At 70.4% G+C, this 19034-nt stretch carries 16 protein-coding genes; 11 read left to right on the top strand and 5 right to left on the bottom strand.

The features are described from left to right. The first annotated feature begins 85 nt into the window (after positions 1–85). Positions 86–976 carry a DMT family transporter gene (locus tag ACQ5SP_RS13860; protein WP_430938986.1) on the top strand — a complete coding sequence of 297 codons (891 nt, stop codon included), beginning with the start codon at positions 86–88 and terminating at the stop codon, positions 974–976. 164 nt (positions 977–1140) lie between these two features. Further along, on the top strand, positions 1141–1968 hold the full coding sequence (locus ACQ5SP_RS13855) for a polysaccharide deacetylase family protein (protein WP_430938985.1): 828 nt from the start codon (positions 1141–1143) through the stop codon (positions 1966–1968). A 14-nt stretch (positions 1969–1982) separates the two neighbouring features. On the opposite strand, the gene ACQ5SP_RS13850 is transcribed toward ACQ5SP_RS13855, so the two are convergent. After that, positions 1983–3359: an SLC13 family permease gene (locus ACQ5SP_RS13850; RefSeq protein ID WP_430938984.1), complete on the bottom strand. Its 1377-nt coding sequence runs from the start codon at positions 3357–3359 to the stop codon at positions 1983–1985. Between the two features lie 70 nt (positions 3360–3429). Then, positions 3430–4065 carry a transglutaminase-like cysteine peptidase gene (locus ACQ5SP_RS13845; protein ID WP_430938983.1) on the bottom strand — a complete coding sequence of 212 codons (636 nt, stop codon included), beginning with the start codon at positions 4063–4065 and terminating at the stop codon, positions 3430–3432. Between the two features lie 368 nt (positions 4066–4433). On the opposite strand from ACQ5SP_RS13845, the gene ACQ5SP_RS13840 reads away from it, so the two are divergent. Together ACQ5SP_RS13840 and ACQ5SP_RS13835 are read left to right on the top strand one after the other, a co-directional pair. Continuing rightward, positions 4434–5240 carry a glycosyl transferase gene (locus ACQ5SP_RS13840; protein WP_430938982.1) on the top strand — a complete coding sequence of 269 codons (807 nt, stop codon included), beginning with the start codon at positions 4434–4436 and terminating at the stop codon, positions 5238–5240. 22 nt (positions 5241–5262) lie between these two features. Beyond that, positions 5263–6324: a glycosyltransferase family 4 protein gene (locus tag ACQ5SP_RS13835; protein WP_430938981.1), complete on the top strand. Its 1062-nt coding sequence runs from the start codon at positions 5263–5265 to the stop codon at positions 6322–6324. On the opposite strand, the gene ACQ5SP_RS13830 is transcribed toward ACQ5SP_RS13835, so the two are convergent. Beyond that, complete coding sequence (locus ACQ5SP_RS13830; protein ID WP_430938980.1) at positions 6297–8858, bottom strand: DUF3131 domain-containing protein; 2562 nt, start codon at positions 8856–8858, stop codon at positions 6297–6299. The genes ACQ5SP_RS13835 and ACQ5SP_RS13830 overlap by 28 nt on opposite strands. 233 nt (positions 8859–9091) lie before the next feature. Between ACQ5SP_RS13830 and ACQ5SP_RS13825 the strand changes: the two genes are divergently transcribed. Continuing rightward, positions 9092–12409 (top strand): glycosyltransferase, encoded by a 3318-nt coding sequence (locus tag ACQ5SP_RS13825; RefSeq protein ID WP_430938979.1) that lies wholly within the window; start codon positions 9092–9094, stop codon positions 12407–12409. Positions 12410–12455: 46 nt separating this feature from the next. On the opposite strand, the gene bshA is transcribed toward ACQ5SP_RS13825, so the two are convergent. Then, positions 12456–13616 carry an N-acetyl-alpha-D-glucosaminyl L-malate synthase BshA gene (gene bshA / locus ACQ5SP_RS13820; RefSeq protein WP_430938978.1) on the bottom strand — a complete coding sequence of 387 codons (1161 nt, stop codon included), beginning with the start codon at positions 13614–13616 and terminating at the stop codon, positions 12456–12458. A 225-nt stretch (positions 13617–13841) separates the two neighbouring features. On the opposite strand from bshA, the gene rnd reads away from it, so the two are divergent. Next, positions 13842–15008 carry a ribonuclease D gene (gene rnd / locus ACQ5SP_RS13815; RefSeq protein ID WP_430938977.1) on the top strand — a complete coding sequence of 389 codons (1167 nt, stop codon included), beginning with the start codon at positions 13842–13844 and terminating at the stop codon, positions 15006–15008. A gap of 12 nt (positions 15009–15020) precedes the next feature. Here the strand turns inward: rnd and ACQ5SP_RS13810 are convergent, their stop codons facing one another. Then, positions 15021–15479, bottom strand: coding sequence for a hypothetical protein (locus ACQ5SP_RS13810; RefSeq protein WP_430938976.1), 459 nt, complete (start codon positions 15477–15479; stop codon positions 15021–15023). 145 nt (positions 15480–15624) lie between these two features. Between ACQ5SP_RS13810 and ACQ5SP_RS13805 the strand changes: the two genes are divergently transcribed. From ACQ5SP_RS13805 to ACQ5SP_RS13785, 5 genes are all read left to right on the top strand, one after another. Further along, a complete protein-coding gene (locus tag ACQ5SP_RS13805) occupies positions 15625–16053 on the top strand; it encodes a SufE family protein (protein WP_430938975.1) in 429 nt (142 codons plus the stop codon). A gap of 94 nt (positions 16054–16147) precedes the next feature. Further along, positions 16148–17158, top strand: a complete 1011-nt coding sequence (gene bmt, locus ACQ5SP_RS13800) for a betaine--homocysteine S-methyltransferase (protein ID WP_430938974.1) — start codon at positions 16148–16150, stop codon at positions 17156–17158. Positions 17159–17289: 131 nt separating this feature from the next. Continuing rightward, positions 17290–17991 carry a corrinoid protein gene (locus tag ACQ5SP_RS13795; RefSeq protein ID WP_430938973.1) on the top strand — a complete coding sequence of 234 codons (702 nt, stop codon included), beginning with the start codon at positions 17290–17292 and terminating at the stop codon, positions 17989–17991. Between the two features lie 120 nt (positions 17992–18111). Further along, positions 18112–18330, top strand: coding sequence for a hypothetical protein (locus tag ACQ5SP_RS13790; RefSeq protein ID WP_430938972.1), 219 nt, complete (start codon positions 18112–18114; stop codon positions 18328–18330). A 39-nt stretch (positions 18331–18369) separates the two neighbouring features. Beyond that, positions 18370–19008, top strand: coding sequence for a DUF1638 domain-containing protein (locus ACQ5SP_RS13785; protein ID WP_430938971.1), 639 nt, complete (start codon positions 18370–18372; stop codon positions 19006–19008). The last annotated feature ends 26 nt before the right edge of the window (positions 19009–19034 follow it).

Raw genomic sequence — 19034 nt, 5'->3', positions numbered from 1 at the left:
GCGGGGGCACGCGGCACCGGGGGCATTGGACCTGGGCCGAAAGGCGGCTAAGGCTTGGCAACCACGGATCCGCAACGGAGACATCATGCGCCGACACCCGCTCTTCGGGCTTGCCCTTGCCGCCGGCGGGGCGCTCGCGCTGACACCGGACACGCTCTTCATGCGCTGGTCCGGTCTCTCGGGGGTGCAGATGCTGGCGTGGCGCGGGCTGTTGATGGGGGCGCTGCTGCTCGTCATCTGGGCCGTCACCAGCCGCGCCCCCCGCGCCGAGCTGCGCCAGCTGGCCAGCCGGCCCGGCATCGCGGTCGCCCTGTTCCATTTCCTGAATGCGACCTTCTTCAGCCTCGGCATCGCGGCGGCCCCGGTCGCGGTGGTGCTGATCGCGGTGGCGACGGTACCCGTCTTCGCGGCGATCTTTTCCTGGCTCCTGATGGGCGAGCCGACGCGCCCGGCGACCTGGGTCACCATCGCCGTCGTGCTGGGCGGCATCGCGCTGGCGGTTTTCGGCAAGGACGCCCAGGGGATCGGTCTGAACGCCGCGGCCCTGCTGGGCGCGCTGGCTGGGCTGGGCGTCGCTGTGATGCTGGCGCTGACCTTCGTGACGCTCCGCGCCCATGGCGGCGTGCCGATCCTGCCGGCGATCGGCGGCGGGGCGTTTCTCTCGGGGCTTTTCGGCATGGCGCTCTCGGGTGGCCCGGCAGCTCTGGGCGGCGAGGCGCTCTGGGCGATCTGGATCGCCGGCGGGGTCATCCTGCCGGTCTCGTTCTTCGCGCTCTCGCTGGCCTCGCGCTACACCCATGCCTCCAATGTCAGCCTGCTGATGCTGCTCGAGACGGTGCTCGGCCCCGCCTGGGTGTGGCTCGGCACGGGCGAGCGGCCGACACCGCAGATGGTGCTGGGCGGCACCGTCGTGGTGGTGAGCCTGGCGGTCTACCTCGTCCATACGGGCCGCCGGCGGATGCGGGCCGCGGCCTGATCCGGCGCGGACGGGTTCGTGTCCGGTGTGCACTGGGCGCCGCGGCGCCTGGCCCGGTGCGGATGCCGGGTCTTTTCACCGAGCGGCCCGCGAGATAGGTTAACATCCGGTTAACCCATCTGCCGGGTGCGGTCGCCCCGGCGCGACATGTCTGGACCCGCGTCATGCTTGCACGGATCATCGGGCCCGCGACGGGCGCTGCCGTCTTCCTGTTCTCCGCCTTCGCGCTGCAGGCGGAGAACCGTGCCGCGCCGTCCGGCGCCGACACGGCACGGCCGCCGGGGGTTGTGACCTTCACCTTCGATGACGGTCTGCGGTCGCAATACGATCTCGCCCTGCCGCTGCTCGTGGATTACGGGGTTCCCGGCACGCTCTTCGTGGTGTCGGACTTCGCTGATACCGCCGACGCGGCATCCGGCCTCAAGACCGGCAAGGCGCAGGTCTTCATGACCTGGGACGAGATCCGCGCCTACCAGGAGGCGGGCTGGGAAATCGGCTCGCACAGCGCGACGCATCCGCATCTGAGCGAACATGCGCCGGACCGGATCACGGCCGAAATCGAGACCGCCGCGCAGCGCATCGCCGAGGAGACCGGCCGCCGGCCGGCCGCCTTCGCGCCGCCCTACGGCGATTTCGACGCCCGGTCGCTGGAGATCGCGATGCGCCGGCACAGCAGCCACGTGCTGGCCTGGGACGAGACCGGCACCGGCAACAGGATCGCGTCGCTCGATCCGGCGCGGATCGTGCGCCTCGAGGTGGGGCCCGACATGGCGCCGGAGATCGCCTGCGCCGAGGTGCTGCGGGCGGCCCGCGAGGGCCGCTGGCTGGTGCTGATGTTCCACGGCTTCGTCGAAGAGGATCCGGGCAGCTACGAATACGCCACCGGCGATTTCGCCGAGATCCTGGCCTGCGCCGACTACCTGCGCGATGCCGGCCTCGTCCGGTTCGCCACGGTCACCGATGTGGTCGAGGAGGCCGCGGCCACGAACTGATCGCGCGGGCCGGGTCAGAACGCCAGCGGTGCGATCAGCATGGCGAGGCCCGCCGCCACCACGATCCCGATCACGTCGAGCGGGGCGCCCGCCTGCAGCATCGCCGCGCGCGTCACCGACGGATGGGCGAAGACGATGGCGTTGGGCGGCGTCGCGACCGGCAGCATGAAACCCACCGAGGCCGCCAGCGCCACCGGCAGCATGAAGGCGACCGGGTCCGCCCCGATGCCGAGCGCCACGGCGCTGGCGATGGGCAGGAAGATCGAGGCCATGGCCGTGTTGCTGGCCAGCTCGCCCACATAGACGATGACCGCGGCGATCGCCAGGATCAGCAGCGGTACGGGCAGCCCGCCCATTTGCGTGACCTGCGCGCCGATCCAGGCGGCCAGCCCGCTGCGTTCCAGCACGCCGGCCAGGGCGAGGCCGCCGCCGAACAGGATCAGCACGTCCCAGCGCAGCGTCGCCGCGGTCTTCCAGTCGAGCAGCGGCGTTCCCTCGCCCGAGGGCAGCAGGAAGAGCGCCAGCGCCGCGGTCATCGCGATCCCGGCATCGCTGAGCGCGAGCCCGGGAAAGACCCAGTCGAGCAAGGGGCGCCCGATCCACGCGAGCGCGGTCAGCCCGGCGATCGCCGCGACCCGCCGTTCGCCGCGGCCGGCCGGGCCCGGTCGCTCCAGGCTCAGGGCGCCGGCTGCGCCGCTGCCGGTGCCGGGGCTCACCCAGGCCAGCAGCGCCCAGGCGATCGCCAGCAGCAGCAGGGCGACCGGCAGGCCCACCAGCGCCCAGCGGGCGAAGCCGATCTCGATGCCGTGGCGCTCGGCCACGAAGGCGGCAAAGATCGCGTTGGGCGGCGTGCCGATCAGCGAGCCCATCCCCCCGATGGTCGCGGCGAAGGCCACGCCCAGCATCACCGCCGTCGCGAAGCCGCGGGCGCCCGCCGCGGCGGTGGCGACCGCCGCGGCAATGGGCATCATCACCATCGACGACGCGGTGTTGCTGATCCAGAGGCTGAGAAAGGCCGTCGCGCCCATCACCGCGGCCAGGATGCGGCGCGGATCGCTGCCCGCGAAGCCGAGCAGCCACAGCGCGAGGCGACGATGCAGCCCCCAGCGCTCGATCGCCTTGGCCAGCAGGAAGCCGCCCAGGAACAGGATGATCAGCGGGTTGGAATAGGACGGGGCAACCGCGCCGATGCCGCCGAGCCCGAGCGGCGGCGCCAGCGCCAGCGGCACCAGCGCCGTCGCCGCCAGCGGCAGGGCCTCGGTCAGCCACCAGACCGCCATCATCAGCGCCAGCCCGGCGGCGCGCCAGGCGGGTTCCGGCATCGCGCCGGGCGGGGGCAGGATCAACGGTACGGCGAGCCCGGCGAGGCCGAGCAGGATCGAAAGACGCATGGCGCCATCTAAGGCGGGGGGCGCCCGTCTCGGCAAGGGGAAATCCCGGGGCCGGGGACGGCCGCCGGGGTCAGCGCGACGCGGCCGCGCCGCTGGCCGCGGCGACCGGCGGGTCGGCGAGCATCCCGCCCGCGAACACCCTGCGCCAGCGCGCCGGCGCCTCGGGATCCTGGACCCGTAGGAAGGTATAGCCCGTCTTGTCCCATGGCAGGATGCTGTCCACGAGATTGTCGAGCACGAGATCACCCTCGTCGGTGCGCAGCAGCAGCACGGCATGGCTGCGGCCCTGCCGGTCGAGCACGGTGGCGATCATCAGGCGCGCGGGCTCAACGCCGAAGGTCATCAGCTTGCGCTTCTTCAACAGGGCGAAATCCTCGCAGTCGCCGCCCCGTGCCGTGGGCAGCGCCCAGACTTCCTCGCGGCCGTACTGGGCCTTGTCCGAGATCTCCGTCACCGCGCGGTTCACCCGGGCATTGACGACACGGGCCCGGGTCATCAGGGCGCGTGCGTTCCAGGACCGCGTCTCCGAGGCCGCGCAGGCCCAGGGATGGGCCGCGCAGAGACCGCGCGCGCCTTTCGGCGCCGCGACCGCCTCGCCCTTAGGCGCAAAGGCCGTGGAGTGGCCGGTGGCCGCGCCGGGCGTCGCGCCGCCGCCCAGGACCAGCGCGGCGAGCGCGGCGGCCCGGAGCGCGGCAAGCCTCCGCATCGGGGGGCGGGGCGCGGTCGGTGTTTCACATGCCATGCGATGACTCTTCTCTTCGGCGGAAGGAGGACTCATCCTGGCCCGCCGTCGGTTTCGGTCCGGTTTACGCGATGCGTATGGGCTTAAGCCGCCGGCCCGCAGTTTCAAGGCAGGCGGCACGCCCGGGTCGGCGGATCGCCGCCTCTTGCGCCAAACCGGCGGTTTCGTGCCGGTGGCATAGGGGCCGGATCGGCGGAACCGTGCCACCCGCCCGTCCGCGCATGGCCTTTCGGGCGGGGCTTGCCCCGATGCCGGATCCGTGAAAAACGATTGCCCGAACCTGTGCCGGGGCCTTCCTGCCGGCCGGAGCAGACGGAGATTCGGCGGCGGCGATGAAACAGATCATCTGCATCAAGTGGGGGAGCAAATACGGTCCGGATTACGTCAACCGCCTCTACGGGATGGTCGCGGACAACATCACGCCCCCGTTCCGGCTGGTTTGTTTCACCGACGATACGTCGGGCCTGCGCCCTGAGATCGAGACCCGGCCCCTTCCGGAGATCGACTATGACGACCGGCCGGCCAAGACTTTCGGGCGCTGGCCCAAGTCGCGGCTCTGGTCCCGGGATCTCGGCGGTCTGGACGGCGTGGTGCTCTTCATGGACCTGGATGTCGTGGTCACGGGATCGCTCGATCCCTTTTTCGACCACGGCGATCCGGAGGACGTGATCCTGGCCTATAATCCGACGACCCCGCTCGAACGGATGGGCCAGACCTCGATCTACCGGATGCCTGTCGGCAAGCTGGCCCCGCTGCAGGAGGAATTCGCCGCCGACCCGCAGGGCATCGCCGACAGGTTCGGCTTCGAGCAACGCTTCGTCACCCGCCGGGCACCGGGCGGCGTGAAATTCTGGCCGCGCCGCTGGGTGCAGCTGTTCAAGCTCGACTGCATCCCGCCGTTCCCGCTGAACTATGTCCGGCCGCCGCGCCTGAAACCTGGCACGCGGGTCGTCATTTTCCCTGGGCCGCTGAACCCCGTGGAGGCGATCGAGGGGCGCTGGAACTGGCGCTATGAGCCGCGCGCGCCGATGGATCATCTGCGCGCGACCTTCGACGGGCGCCGCATCGAGAGCGTGCCGAAACACCTGCGCCATTATTTCCTGCCCGCGGCCTGGGTGAAGGATTACTGGTATCGCTGATCCGGCTGACGGAGCGTTGGGGATGACCGAGTTTCAGGATCCACGAGAGATCGACGTGATCGCGCCGAGCTTCAAGAAACGGCTCTCGGGCGTGACCGCGACCGTGGTGCGGCTGGTGCCGCTGCAGGCCCGCGACATCCGTATCGCCGCGGCCGGCCCGGCGCTGCCGGACAGGGTGCCGCAGATCCGGCTGCGCGACCTGGTGCTGATGGGACGCAGCGGGCCGAACGGCCCGCGGGTCTGGCACGCGCGGCGCAATGTCGAGATGCTGGGCGGGCTGGTGCTGCGTGGCGTTCTCGGAAAGCGGCTGAAGATGGTTTTCACCTCGGCCTCGCAGCGCGAGCACAGCTGGCTGACCAAGGCACTGGTCCGGCGCATGGATGCCGTGATCGCCACCTCGGCGCGGACCGCGACCTATCTCGAGCGGCCGGCCACGGTGATCCTTCACGGGATCGACGTCGAGAGTTTTCGCCCGCCCGTGGACCGCGCCGCGCTGCGGGCCGAACTCGGCCTGCCCGACGGGCCGCTCATCGGCTGCTACGGGCGGATCCGCGCGCAGAAAGGCACCGGCGACTTCGTTGCCGCGATGACCGGGATACTGGCGGCCCGGCCCGGCGCCACGGCCCTCGTCATGGGGCGGGCCACCGAGAAACACGCCGCCTACGAGCGCGACCTGCGCGCGCAGGTGGCCGCGGCCGGGCTCGAGGGGCGCGTTCGCTTTCTGCCCGAGGTCCCGGTCTGGGACATGGCGCGCTGGTACCAGGCGCTCGATCTTTTCGTGGCGCCGCAGCGCTGGGAGGGCTTCGGGCTGACGCCGCTCGAAGCGATGGCCTGCGGCGTGCCGGTCGTCGCAACGCGCGTGGGAGCCTTCGAGGAACTGGTCGCCGACGGCGAGACCGGGCTTCTCGTGCCGCCCGAGGATCCGGCCGGACTGGCCGCCGCGGTCTCCGCGCTGCTCGATGATCCGGACCGGCGCGCCGCCTGTGCCCGGGCCGCGCGGCGCCGCGTCGAAACCGGGTTCCGGATCGAGGACGAGGCCGCCGCCATCAACGCCGTCTACCGGGCCGTGCTGCCCGGGCTCTGAGGTTCCCGGGGGGACGGTCGTCCGCGGCCGCCCAGCATGTGCCGTACCGCCTGCAGGATCACGCCGTTGGTGTTCATGTCGGCGTAATTCACCGTCGGCGCGCCGGTTTCCGCGAAGATGCCGGTGACGAATCCGACCTCGGCGCTGGCCGCGCGTTCGCGGACCAGCTTCAGCAGCCGTTCGGAATAGGCATGCGGGTAGACCGCCGCCCAGAGAAAGGCGGCCTTGGAGCTGATCATCAGGTTTTCGCGCTGGTAGGCCTCGGTCTGGTAGCGCGACGCGCTCGACAGGACCCGTACCGTGAACGGCCAGCCCTGGGCGTCGATCCGCAGGCCCTGGTAGGAGAACCACGGCGAATAGGGCAGCGGTGTCTCCGACACGCAATGGGGCGTGCCGGTCTCGCGGAAGGCCGCGTATTGCGCGGCGAACAACACCCGCGTCAGGACGGTGGACTCCGGCGACGGACCGAACTCGACGGCCTCGCTCAGCAGGGGTTCGGCGCCGATCGAGCCGATCTCGGCCGCGCGGTAGAGCAGCGCCATCTCCGAGTCGGTTTCGGTGTCGCGGTCCATCACGCTGTAGGGGCTTGCCGCCGGGATCCCCCAGTGCCCGAAGGCCCGCGTCGCGTAATGGGTGCAATGCGACAGGAAGACCGGCTGCATGCGTCCGGCGGTGATCGAATGAAGCTGCCCGTCACGGATCGTGTCCGCAAGCGCCCAGCCCGCGACCAGCGCCGCGACCGGCTCGGCCAGCTCGGCTGTCTCGGCCATGGTTCTCAGGGCGCTCAGCAGCCGGCCCGTGTCGCAGGCATTGTAGTCCGACAGGCCCGAAGACGGATTGCTTGTGCTGATCTCGCTGCGTGGCAGGCGCGCACCGGAGAGCGTCGCCCGTTCGAGTGACCCGAGGATCAGCCCGGATCGCGCGAGATAGTCCTCGGCCTCGATCAGGCCGAGATCCAGCGCCGCCCGGTTGGCGAAGATCAGGCTGCCCAGGTCCCACATGGTCAGGCGATCATGCCCGATGGAGCTGCCGTCCTCGGCCAGGAAAACGGTGGAGTCGCAAAGCCCGGTCCTGGGGTTGGCCAAACGCTCGAAATACTGCCAGGCCTTGCGGGCATCGGCCATCAGCCGGGCGGCGTCGGTCGCCGCCGGCGAAAGCGGGGCGGGGGCGATCTCGGCGGCCATCCGGCGGGTCTGCCAGAGCCGGTCATAGACCGGGTCGCCGCCGCGAAGCGCGTGCGCGAAGTCGCGCAGGCCGCGCGTCTCGGTCGTGCTGTCGGCCGCCGCGTCCGTCAGGGCGCGCGTGAGCACGTTGCGCCGCGCGCGGGTCGCAAAGGCGGAGGGGGGAACCCGGATCACCGCGTCGGCGAACGGGCTGAGCCGGCCGAGCGCGGTGTCCGGCGCGGTCGTCTCGTCCAGCACCACGCTCGGGGCGAGATGGTGCTGCCCGGCCCCGGTCATGCGGGTCATGACCGCGCCGCTCTCCTCGAGGATGAGCGAAAGGCCGGTCTCGCGGGGCGGGGCGTCGGCGGGGCCCGCGACCGCGACACAGTCGGACGACCCCTGTCGGGGGTCGCCGTCCGGCGGCGCGTCCTGCGCCGGCGAACGGGGGCAGGCGGAGTCGAACCGGGCGGCGACCTCGGGCGCGTCGGTCACCACGGTGAAGGCCAGGCCCGCCTCGGCGAGCGCGTCCGTCAGGGACAGGAAGCTTTCGAAAACCGCGCCCGCGCCCTCGGACGGCGCGTCGATCCGCAGACCGAACAGGCGGCGTGCGCCCGGTATGGCCCGGAAGGCGATCTCGCGGGGCAGGGCGGGGACGATGGCGGCGCGGTCGCGCGCGGCGGCCAGCCCTGTTGCGAAGCGCAGGGGTGCGCCGGGATCGTCGTCGGCAAGGCCCGGCGCCAGCGACAGGTAGACCGGGGCGCCCCCGCCCATGGTGAGCGCCCGGTCGAGCAGCGCCGGCGCCGCGGCCAGCGGGGCCGGCCGCGCGAGCCCCGCGCAATATGCCGCGGCGCTGCATTCCATCGGCATCCGGCCGGAGCCCTCGGTCGGCAGAAGCAGCGCAGAGCGGAACCCGGCGGCGCGCAGGCCGCCGAGCCGCGGCGGCTCCGGGCCGTGGCCGGGCGTGGCCAGCGTCACCGGTTCCGTGATCGGCGGCAATCCCGTTCCCAGCAGCGACGTGACGGCTGCGCGTGCCGCGCTGGCGGCCCGCATCTGGAAATAGGCGGGCTGGCGGATGGCGGCATCTGCCCGCGGCACCACCTCCAGCAGGGCGGGGCGCTCGTCGACCAGCCGCCGCAGGAACGCGGCCCGCGCGGCCCCGGTCTCGGCGGGGCTGACCAGAAGCGCCAGCGGCAGGTCGCGTTCGATGAAAGGCGCCATCGCCGCCAGGAGCGCGTCTTCCGGTGCGGTCTCGAGGCCCGTGAGCAGGACCGCCGTTTCGGTCGGGGCGTGCTGTGCCGGCCCGGCGCGGGGGGCGAACAGCGTCGTCAGGGCGGTCGCGCCGGAGAGCTTCAAGACAGTTCTGCGCTGCATCCGATCCGTCATCCCCGCACGCTGCCCGGCCGCGCGACCGATTGCCCCGGCCGCACCCCCGGCGCGCATAATCATAGTATACTATATGGGTATATACGCGTAGAGAATACCGGTTAGCAAATCCTTAACGGGAGGGGAGGCTCCGGGTGAGGTTTCCGGCACAGAAAGTGCAGGAAGACGCGGCGCGGCAGAGATTGCCGGTGTTCTCCGATCCGGGACACAGGCGCCGCGGCATGATCCGCTGGCTGGCGGCCGTCGTGGCGGTTGCCCTCGTCGCATGGTCGCTGAGTTTCGGTGCGCGGCTCTACTATGTCGAGAAACTTCCCGAGAGCCAGGCCCTCTTCGGGGCGGCCGACATGACCCGGGTGCCCGAGCCGCTGTTCCGCGATCCTGAGGCCCCGGCGCTGCCCTCTGCGATGACCGCGGCAGAGAGCCCCGCGGCGGGGGCGCCCGCGGGCTGTGCCCCGGGTGGTGGGGCGGTGCTGCCGGTCGATCTCGAGGTGCTTGCCTACCTGCCGGCCTGGCCGGACTGGACCTACGCGTCGCTTCTCAACAACTGCGACCGGATCGACGTGGTGATGCCGCAATGGTACGCGGTGCCCAGCCTCGAGCGTGGCCTGGTCTCGCTCGAAGCGGGCGCCGAGCACCAGCAGCTGATCCGCGAGATGCTGGCCGCGCCGTCCGCGCGGCAGCTGGTCTACCCGGTGGTCGAGATGGCCGGCACGATCTGGCAGGATCCCGCGCCTGCGCGACTGCCGGTGGGGCCGCTCGCCGAGACCCTGGCCACCGAGGCCGACCGGCAGGGCGTCGACGGGCTCTGCCTGAAGATCGCCTCCCTGCCGCCCTCCCGGCTGCCCGATCTGAGCCTGCTTGTCCGGCGGCTGTCAGACCTGTTCGCCGGGTCCGATCGCGGGGTCTGCGTGATCGTTGGGCCCGGCAGCCCGGTGCCCGGCGACAGCGGGATCGTCGCGCGCCTGGACCGGCTGGTCGTGCTCGGCTTCGAAGAGCCCTGGATCGGCGATGCGCCCGGGCCGCTCGCGCCCCAGCCGGCCTTCGCGCAGACGGCCGCGGCGGCGCTCGACGCCGTCGGCCTGGCCAAGCTGACACTCGGGGTCGGCAACTTCGCCTATGAGTGGAGCGCGGCTGGCGGGCCGCCCGAGCGGATCGCCTTTGCCGAGGCGATGCGCCGGGCCGAACGGCATGGCGGCCAGGTCAGCTTCCCCCCGGATGTCCTCAACACCCGCATCGGGTTCACGGATGACGCGGGCGTGCGCCGCGAGATCTGGGCGCTCGACGCGGTGTCGGGCTACAACCAGATCCGCGCCCTCGCAGAAACCGGCGTGACCAGCGTGGCGGTCTGGGCGCTCGGGCTCGAGGATCCGGGCCTCTGGTCGGTGATCGACGCCCAGACGCTGAGCCCCGCCGAAGCCGCTGGGCGGCTCGCGACCGTCACGCTCGAGAACTATGTCGGCTACGAGGGGGACGGCCCGCTGCGCCGCCTCGGCGCCCGCGCGGCGGCGGGCGCGCGCTGGCTGACGCCCGACGCGGACGCCGCGCGGCTGACCGGCCAGACCTATGCCCGGCTGCCGCGACCGATCACGATCGAACGGTTCGGCGCCGCGGCGCCGGGCGATGTGGTGATCACCTTCGATGACGGACCGGACAACCGCTACACGCCGCAAATCCTCGACATCCTCGCCGAGAAGGACGCGACCGCCACCTTCTTCGTGGTCGGCCGCAACGTCCTGGGCGCGCCGGAGGTGGCCCGCCGCATCGTCGCGGACGGCCACGAGATCGGGTCGCACACCTTTTTCCACCCGCAACTCGACGCGGTGCCGGGTCTGCGTGTCGCGCTGGAGCTCAACTCGCTGCAGCGGCTGATCGGCAGCGTGACGGGCCGGCACACGGTGCTGTTCCGCACGCCCTACGGCCGCGCGGAAGGTCCGCTGACTGGCGACCAGGCGCGGCCGCTCGCCCTGATCGACGAGGCGGGCTACGTCGTGGCCGGCAGCGAGATCGTACCCCCGGACTGGCGCGCCCTGCCGCCGGAGGAGATCGTCGCCCATATCCGCGACCGGCTCGACCGCGACGAGGGCAACCTGATCGTCCTGCACGATGCTGGCGGGGACCGCTCGGCCACGGTGGCCGCGCTGCCCGTGCTGATCGACACCCTGCGGGCCGACGGGTACCGGATCGTCTCCCTGGCGGCGCTGCTCGGCGTCGAGCGGGCGGAGCTGATGCCCCCCGCCGACGATCCCTGGATCGCGCTCGACGCGGCCTCGTTCCAGGCATTCTCGACGCTCGGCGGGGTCATGCAGACGGTGTTCTGGATCGTCGTCCTGGCAGGCGGGGCGCGTGGCCTGGTCCTGCTGGTGCTCGCCCATCTCCCGCGGGGGCGCCGCCGGGGTGCCGCGGACCCGCCCGTCGCCGGGGGCGCGGAGCGGGTCACGGTCGTGATCCCGGCCTATAACGAGGAGGCGGTGATCGTGGACTGCGTCGGGGCCGTGCTCGCCTCGGACGAGGCGCCGGCCAAGGTCTTGGTGATCGACGACGGCTCGGTGGATCATACCTTCGAACGCGTCAAATCCGCCTACGGGACAGACAGCCGCGTCGAGATCCTGCGCGAGACCAACCAGGGCAAATGGGCCGCGCTCGATGCCGCCTACGGGCATGTGGACACCGATATCGTGGTCGCCATCGACGCCGATACCTTCATCGCGCCCGACGCGATCGCGCGGCTGCTGCCGGCCTTCGAGGATCCGGCGGTGGGCGCCGTGGCCGGCAATGTGCGCGTCGGCAATGCGCGAAACCTGCTCACCCGGCTGGAATCGCTCGAATACGTCACCGCGCAGAACGTCGACCGGCGCGCGGCCGAGATCTACAACGGCATCATGGTGGTGCCCGGCGCCATCGGCGCCTGGCGCGCCGAGGCGGTCCGCAAGGCGGGCCTCTATACCTGCGAGACGGTGGCCGAGGACGCCGACCTGACCGTTTCGGTGCTGCGGGCCGGCTACCGGGTGCGCTTCGAGCCGCTGGCCGATGCCACCACGGACGTGCCCGCCCGGCCCGGGGCGTTCCTGCGCCAGCGCCTGCGCTGGACCTTCGGGATGATGCAGACGGCCTGGAAACATCGCCGCGCGCTGGCCGAGGGGCGGGGCGTCGGCATCGTGTCGATCCCGGATCTCTTCCTGTTCGGGATCCTGGTCCCGATGATGGCCCCGATCGCCGACCTGGTCTTCCTCGCCACGCTGATCGACCTGGGTGTCAACGCGATGCTCGACCGGCCCGAGACGATGGCGCCGGCGTCGCTCTGGATCATCGCGGGATACCTGACCCTGCCGGCGCTCGACCTGCTGAAGGCCGTGGCGGCCTTCCGTCTCGACCGACGCGCCGACTGGCGGCTGCTCCTGCTGCTGCCGTTCCAGCGCCTGGTCTACGCGCCGCTTCTCTACATCACCGTTTTCCGTGCCGTGATCCGGGCGATCACCGGGCGGCTGATCGCCTGGGGCCAGGCCCGGCAGACCGGCGCAGCCGCGCTGGAGCGCGCCTAACCGCCCGCCGAGGGATGGAAAGCCGCCATTCGCCGCAGAGCGCCGCTCAGCCCGTCGGGCCGGCGCCGCCGGCGGACGCCGCGGAGAGCTGCCGGTACACCGCCTCGTAACGGTCCACGATCTTGTCCAGTGCGAACGCGGTTTCAGCCCGCGTGCGGGCTGCCGCGCCGAGCCGGTCATGCAGCGCGGCGTCGGTGAGAATGGCCTGAACGGCCTCGGCCATGGCCGCCGTGTCGCCGACGGTCCGGGTGTATCCCTCCACGCCGTCGCGGATCACCTCCGGCAGACCCCCGGCATTGGTGGTGACGCAGGGAACCCCGCTTGCCATGGCTTCCAGCGCGGCGAGGCCGAAGCTCTCCGTCTGGCTCGGCAGGAGAAAGACGTCGAGCTGCGGCAGGATGTCTTCCACGTTCTGGATCGCGCCGGTTTCCATCACGTCGCCGTCGAGGCCCGCTTCCGCCAGCCGGCAACGGGCCTCGGAAAGCATGGGACCGTCCCCGATCAGCACGAGCCGCGCCGGCAGCGTCGCCCGTACGCGCCGGAACACATCGATCACGTCGCCGACGCGTTTCACCGCGCGGAAATTGGACATGTGGCCGATCAGGGGCTCGCCATGCGGTGCCAGCGCCCGGCGCCCGGGCGCGGAGCGTTTCGCGGGGGTAAAGCGCGCGATATCCACGAAATTCGGGATCACGTCGATCGCACGTTCGAGCCCGAACACCTCGACGCTCGCGGTCTTGAGCGCCTCGGACACGGCCGTCAGAGCGTCGCAATTGCCGAGCACGAAGCCGGTGACCGCCTTCAGTTCCTGTTCCGCGCCGACCACCGTGACGTCGGTGCCATGCATGGTCACCAGGATCTTCGGGGCGCGTTCCTTCAGGATTTCATGGCTGAGGAAGGCCGAGACGGCATGGGGAATCGCGTAGTGGATATGCAGCACGTCGAAATGCTGCTCCTGCATCAGCTCCGTCAGCTTTCCAGCCAGCGCGATGGAATAGGGCGGGTAGCGAAACAGCGGGTAGTCCGAGATTCGCACCTTGTGGAAATGGACGTTGGGGGTGTCGTCGGGCAGGCGGAACGGACGGGTATGGCTGACGAAATGCACCTGGTGGCCGCGTGCGGCCATGGCCTTTCCAAGCTCGGTGGCAAGGATGCCGCTGCCGCCCTGGGTCGGGTGGCAGACCACGCAGATCCGCAGTCTTTCCATCGGCGGTCCCCTTTCGCGCCTGCCCGGCGGGCCGTCATGTGACTCCGCGCTCGTCCGCGAATCCATGGCGATATGTGAAACTATGCCATCGTTTAAGGTTAGCCGGTCAAGCCCCGGGTTAACCTTACTGCCCCTGCGCGCAGGTCTTTTCATCCTGTCCGGCTTCTCTTATGACGGGCCGGCCGGGCCGTTCCGGCCCCCGCAGATCCGAACCGATGGGTCCCCATGCGCACATTGACGACGACCGAAGAGCTGGCGGAGTTCTGCCGCCGCGCCCGCAACGAGGCTTATGTCACCATAGACACGGAGTTCCTCCGCGAGCGGACCTATTATTCCAAGCTCTGCCTGATCCAGATGGCCCTGCCGGGGGAGGACGACTCCGACGCGGTGCTGGTCGACGTGATCGCGGGCGATATCTCGCTGGAGCCGCTTTTCGAGCTGTTCCGGGACACGGGGGTGGTCAAGGTCTTCCACGCCGCGCGCCAGGACCTCGAGATCTTCTTCGTCGAGGGCGGCGTCATTCCGGACCCGCTCTTCGACACGCAGGTGGCCGCGATGGTCTGCGGCTTCGGTGAACAGGCGGGCTACGAGACGCTGGTGCGGAAGATCGCCAAAACGTCGCTCGACAAGACCTCGCGCTTCACCGACTGGAGCCGCCGGCCGCTGACCGACGCGCAGAAGACCTATGCGCTGGCCGACGTGACCCACCTGCGGGTGATCTACGAGAAACTGGCCGCCGAACTCCAACGCACCGGCCGGACCGCATGGGTGCAGGAGGAACTCGGTACGCTCACCGATCCCGAGACCTACATCATGCGGCCCGAGGATGCCTGGAAGCGGATCAAGACCCGCTCGGGCGCGCCGCGTTTCCTGGCGGTCGTGCGCGAGCTGGCGCGCTTCCGAGAGGCGCATGCTCAGGCCGAGGACATGCCGCGCAACCGCATCCTGAAGGACGATGCGCTGCTCGAACTGGCCTCGACACGGCCGAAAACCATGTCGGACCTGTCCAAGTCGCGGCTGCTGCTGCGCGAGGCCCGCAAGGGCGCCATCGCCGAGGGAATCCTCCAGGCCGTCGAGACCGGGGTGACCTGCCCGCCCGAGGATCTGCCCCAGACCGGCAAAGAGCGCGACCGGGGCCCGGTCGACCAGGGGCTGGCGGATCTGCTGCGCGTGCTGCTCAAGGCCAAGGCAGAGAAAGAGGCCGTGGCCCAGAAGCTGATCGCCACATCGGCCGATCTCGACGACATCGCCTCGGGCCGGCGCGACCTGCGCGCGCTCTCGGGCTGGCGCCACGAGGTCTTCGGGCGCGACGCGCTGCGGCTCTGCGCGGGCGAGATCGCGCTGTCCTCCAACGGCAAGTCCGTGGAAATCGTGGAGCTTAGCCCCGCCTGAGCCGCCCGCGCGTCAGCGCCGGACGATGCGGCGGTTCTGCGCCCCGATGACGGTGATGCTGCGGATCCCGGCCAGGTCCTGGTCCGACACGTAGCGCCCGACCACGACCTCGCGCGAGCGTTCGGTGCTGCGCCGCGCCGGCGTCGGCGGCGGGAAGACGCGGAATTCGTAGACGAGCGTGCCGGCCGTGCCCTCGGGCGTGATCCGCACCAGCTCGGCGTCCCAGTAGCCCTGGGTGGGCGGCAGCCCCATGGCGCGGATGATGGCGCCGCCCGGAATGCGCTCGACGGCGAGGTTCCGGACCTCGGCCACCAGCGGGCGCGGGTCGGCGGGAGCCTGTTCGACGACCACGGCCACGCGCCGTTCCTCGGCGCCCCCGAACCAGTTGAACGGGTTGAAGCGGGAGTCGCGGACCGCGCCGCAGGCACTGAGCAGCAGCAGGATGGACAACGCGGCGGCGATGGATCTCATGTCGGCTCCCCTCGTCTGACGTCCCTTGGATAAACCGAAAGCGCGCATCTTGAAAAGCCGAGACTGTCCCGCCGCCCGCGAAAGCACTGGACGTCCGGGCCGCCGATGCCTAGGTGAGAGCCGGAAACCGCGTTGGAGGAAAACCGTGGCCAAGGCCGAATTCGAGGAAATCGTCGAGAATTTCGAGTTCCTGGACGACTGGGAAGACCGCTATCGCTACGTGATCGAGCTGGGCAAGGCGATGGATCCGCTCGAGGATGCCTTCCGCGTACCGGCGACCAAGGTCGACGGCTGCGCGAGCCAGGTCTGGATCGTGCCGGAAATCCGCGGCACGGGCGGCGATGCGACGTTCAGCTTCCGCGGCGACAGCGATGCGATGATCGTCCGGGGCCTGATCGCGGTGCTGCATGCGCTTTACGGCGGGCGCAAGGTCAGCGACGTGATCGAGGTCGACGCCGGCGCGGAACTGGCCCGGCTCGGGCTTGACGAACATCTCTCGTCGCAGCGCTCCAACGGCCTGCGCGCCATGGTGCAACGTATCCGCAACGTGGCCGGCGAGGCCGCCGCGGCCTGACCGCCGCACCGGGGCCCGGCGTCGAGCCGGCCCGCCGCCCGTGGCACAAGATGACCCGCCCGGACCGGGCGCCAGGAAAAGAAGGCGATTTCCCATGACCAACGCGCTGAGCCGGATGCTTGAGACCCGTGAATGGGTGCTTGCCGACGGGGCCACCGGAACCAACCTGTTCAACATGGGGCTGGCCTCCGGGGATGCGCCCGAGCTCTGGAACGCGGAGCGGCCCGACGACGTGCGCCGGCTCTACCGCGGCGCGGTCGAGGCCGGAAGCGATCTGTTCCTCACCAACAGCTTCGGGGCGAACGCCGCGCGGCTCAAGCTGCACGACGCGCAGGACCGGGCGGTCGAACTGAACCGGCTGGCCGCCGAACTCGGCCGCGAGGTGGCCGAGGCTGCCGATCACCCGGTGGTGGTGGCCGGCTCGATGGGGCCGACGGGCGAGATCATGGCGCCGATGGGGTCGCTGACCCATGCCATCGCGGTCGAGATATTCCACGAACAGGCCGAGGGCCTCAAGGCCGGTGGCGCCGACGTGCTCTGGGTCGAGACGATCTCGGCGGCCGAGGAATTCCGCGCCGCCGCCGAGGCCGCCGCGCTGGCCGAGATGCCCTGGTGCGGCACGATGAGCTTCGATACGGCCGGGCGCACCATGATGGGCCTGACCTCGGCCGAGCTGGTCGGGCTGGTCGAGGCGCTGCCCAACCCGCCGGTCGCCTTCGGCGCCAATTGCGGGGTCGGGGCGTCGGACCTGCTGCGGACCGTGCTGGGCTTCATGGCCGCGGGGACCGAGCGCCCGGTCATCGCCAAGGGCAACGCGGGAATCCCGAAATACGTGGACGGTCACATCCATTACGACGGCACGCCCGAGCTAATGGCGGACTATGCCGTGCTGGCGCGCGACTGCGGCGCGCGGATCATCGGCGGCTGCTGCGGCACCACGCCCGCGCACCTCGCCAAGATGCGGGCGGCGCTGGAAAACACGCCTGCCGGCCCGCGCCCCACGCTCGACCGGATCGCCGAGGCGCTTGGGGCGTTCTCGTCGGGGTCGGACGGCACCGACGACGCCGCGCCGAAGCGCCGCGAGCGCCGCCGCCGCCGGGGCTGATCGCTACAACCTGCGACATCCTGTCGGTTAGCGTCGCACGCATGTCGCAAATCGCGCAGATGGAATCCGCGTTCCAAGCGAAGTCTCGCGCCTAGCCGCTGAGGCGGGCGCGCGAAGAAATGGTGACCAACATGTCCGACGAAGACGAAGAAATCATCCTGTCCGAACTGCCGGACGAGGATCTCGTCCCCCAGATGCATGACGACCTGTATGACGGCCTCAAGGACGAGGTGGTCGAGGGTGTCAACATCCTCCTCGAGCGGGGCTGGACCCCGTACCGCATCCTCACCGAGGCGCTGGTGGGCGGCATGAAGATCGTCGGCGAGGATTTCCGCGACGGGATCCTCTTCGTGCCGGAGGTGCTGCTGGCCGCCAACTCGATGAAGGCCGGCATGTCCATCCTGAAGCCGCTCCTCGTTGAAACGGGCGCGCCGCGGGTCGGCAAGATGGTGATCGGCACGGTGAAGGGCGACATCCACGACATCGGCAAGAACCTGGTATCGATGATGATGGAGGGCGCCGGATTCGAGGTCGTCGATCTCGGCATCAACAACCCGGTCGAGAATTATCTCGAGGCCCTCGATACCGAACAGCCGGATATCCTCGGCATGTCCGCCCTGCTGACCACGACGATGCCCTACATGAAGGTCGTGATCGACGCGATGGTCGAAAAAGGCGTGCGCGACGACTATATCGTGCTCGTGGGCGGCGCGCCGCTGAACGAGGAGTTCGGCCGCGCCATCGGGGCCGACGCCTATTGCCGCGATGCCGCCGTGGCGGTGGAAACCGCCAAGACGCTCGTCGGGCGCAAGCACAACCAGATGCACGCCTGACGATCCGTCGGCGGGAAACCACCGGAATCGGCCCCGCGAGGGGCCTTTTTCACATTGATGCCTTGGAATCGACGCAGTGCGCCGGCAACGTGGGAGAAGGCAAAAGAGCAGGAGATACACATGCCCAGGGATCGCTTCTTTCTGATCATCCTTTGCGTGGTAGGCGCGGCGGGGGGAACGATCTTGCTGGGGGCGCTGCTGTCCTCGATTTACGCGACGCCGGAGTCCGGCACCCTCGCGATCGTGCCGGCCGCCCTGACGGGCTACGTGATCTTCCGCCTGATCGCTTTCCGGCTCGCACCGCCCGAGGACGACCATTTCGACGGCGTGGGGCGCTGACGGCGATCCGCCCGCGCCGCGCCGACGCGAGAGGCCGGGATGCAGATCGACGATGACCGCCTGACGGAACACGGGCTCGACGCGGCAGCGGGGCAGGGCCGCGTGCTGCTGCTGGCCTGCGGCGCGCTTGCCCACGAGATCCTGGCCCTGAAACGCGCCAATGGCTGGGCGCATATGGACCTGACCTGCCTGCCGGCCAATCTGCACCTCTACCCCGAGAAGATCCCGGCCGCGGTCGAGGCCGCGGTCGAAAAGCACCGTGCCGCCTACGCGCAGATCTTCGTGGTTTATGCCGATTGCGGGACCGGCGGGCTCTTGCAGGCGAAATGCGCCGAGCTGGGCGTCGGGATGCTGGAAGGGCCGCATTGCTATTCGTTCTTCGAGGGCAACGCGACCTTCGCGGCCCATGCCGAGGAAGAGTTCAGCGCCTTCTACCTGACCGATTTCCTCGTCAAGCAGTTCGACGCCTTCGTCTGGAAGCCGATGGGGCTCGACCGCCATCCCGAGCTGCGCGACATGTATTTCGGCAATTACACCAAGCTGGTCTACCTCGCGCAGACAGAGGATCCGGCGCTCGACGCCAGGGCGCGCGATTGCGCCGGCCGGCTCGGTCTCGCCTATGAGCGGCGCTTCACCGGATACGGGGATCTCGCGGCGGAACTCGCCCGGATCGGCTGAGAGCCGCCGTCGCCCTCGTGTCGCAA

This window comes from Rhodovulum sp. YNF3179 (assembly GCF_050586465.1).
Lineage (GTDB): Bacteria > Pseudomonadota > Alphaproteobacteria > Rhodobacterales > Rhodobacteraceae > CAJXYS01.
The sequence above is the reverse complement of the archived record's forward strand: the minus strand, read 5'-3'. Positions and strand labels throughout refer to the sequence as shown.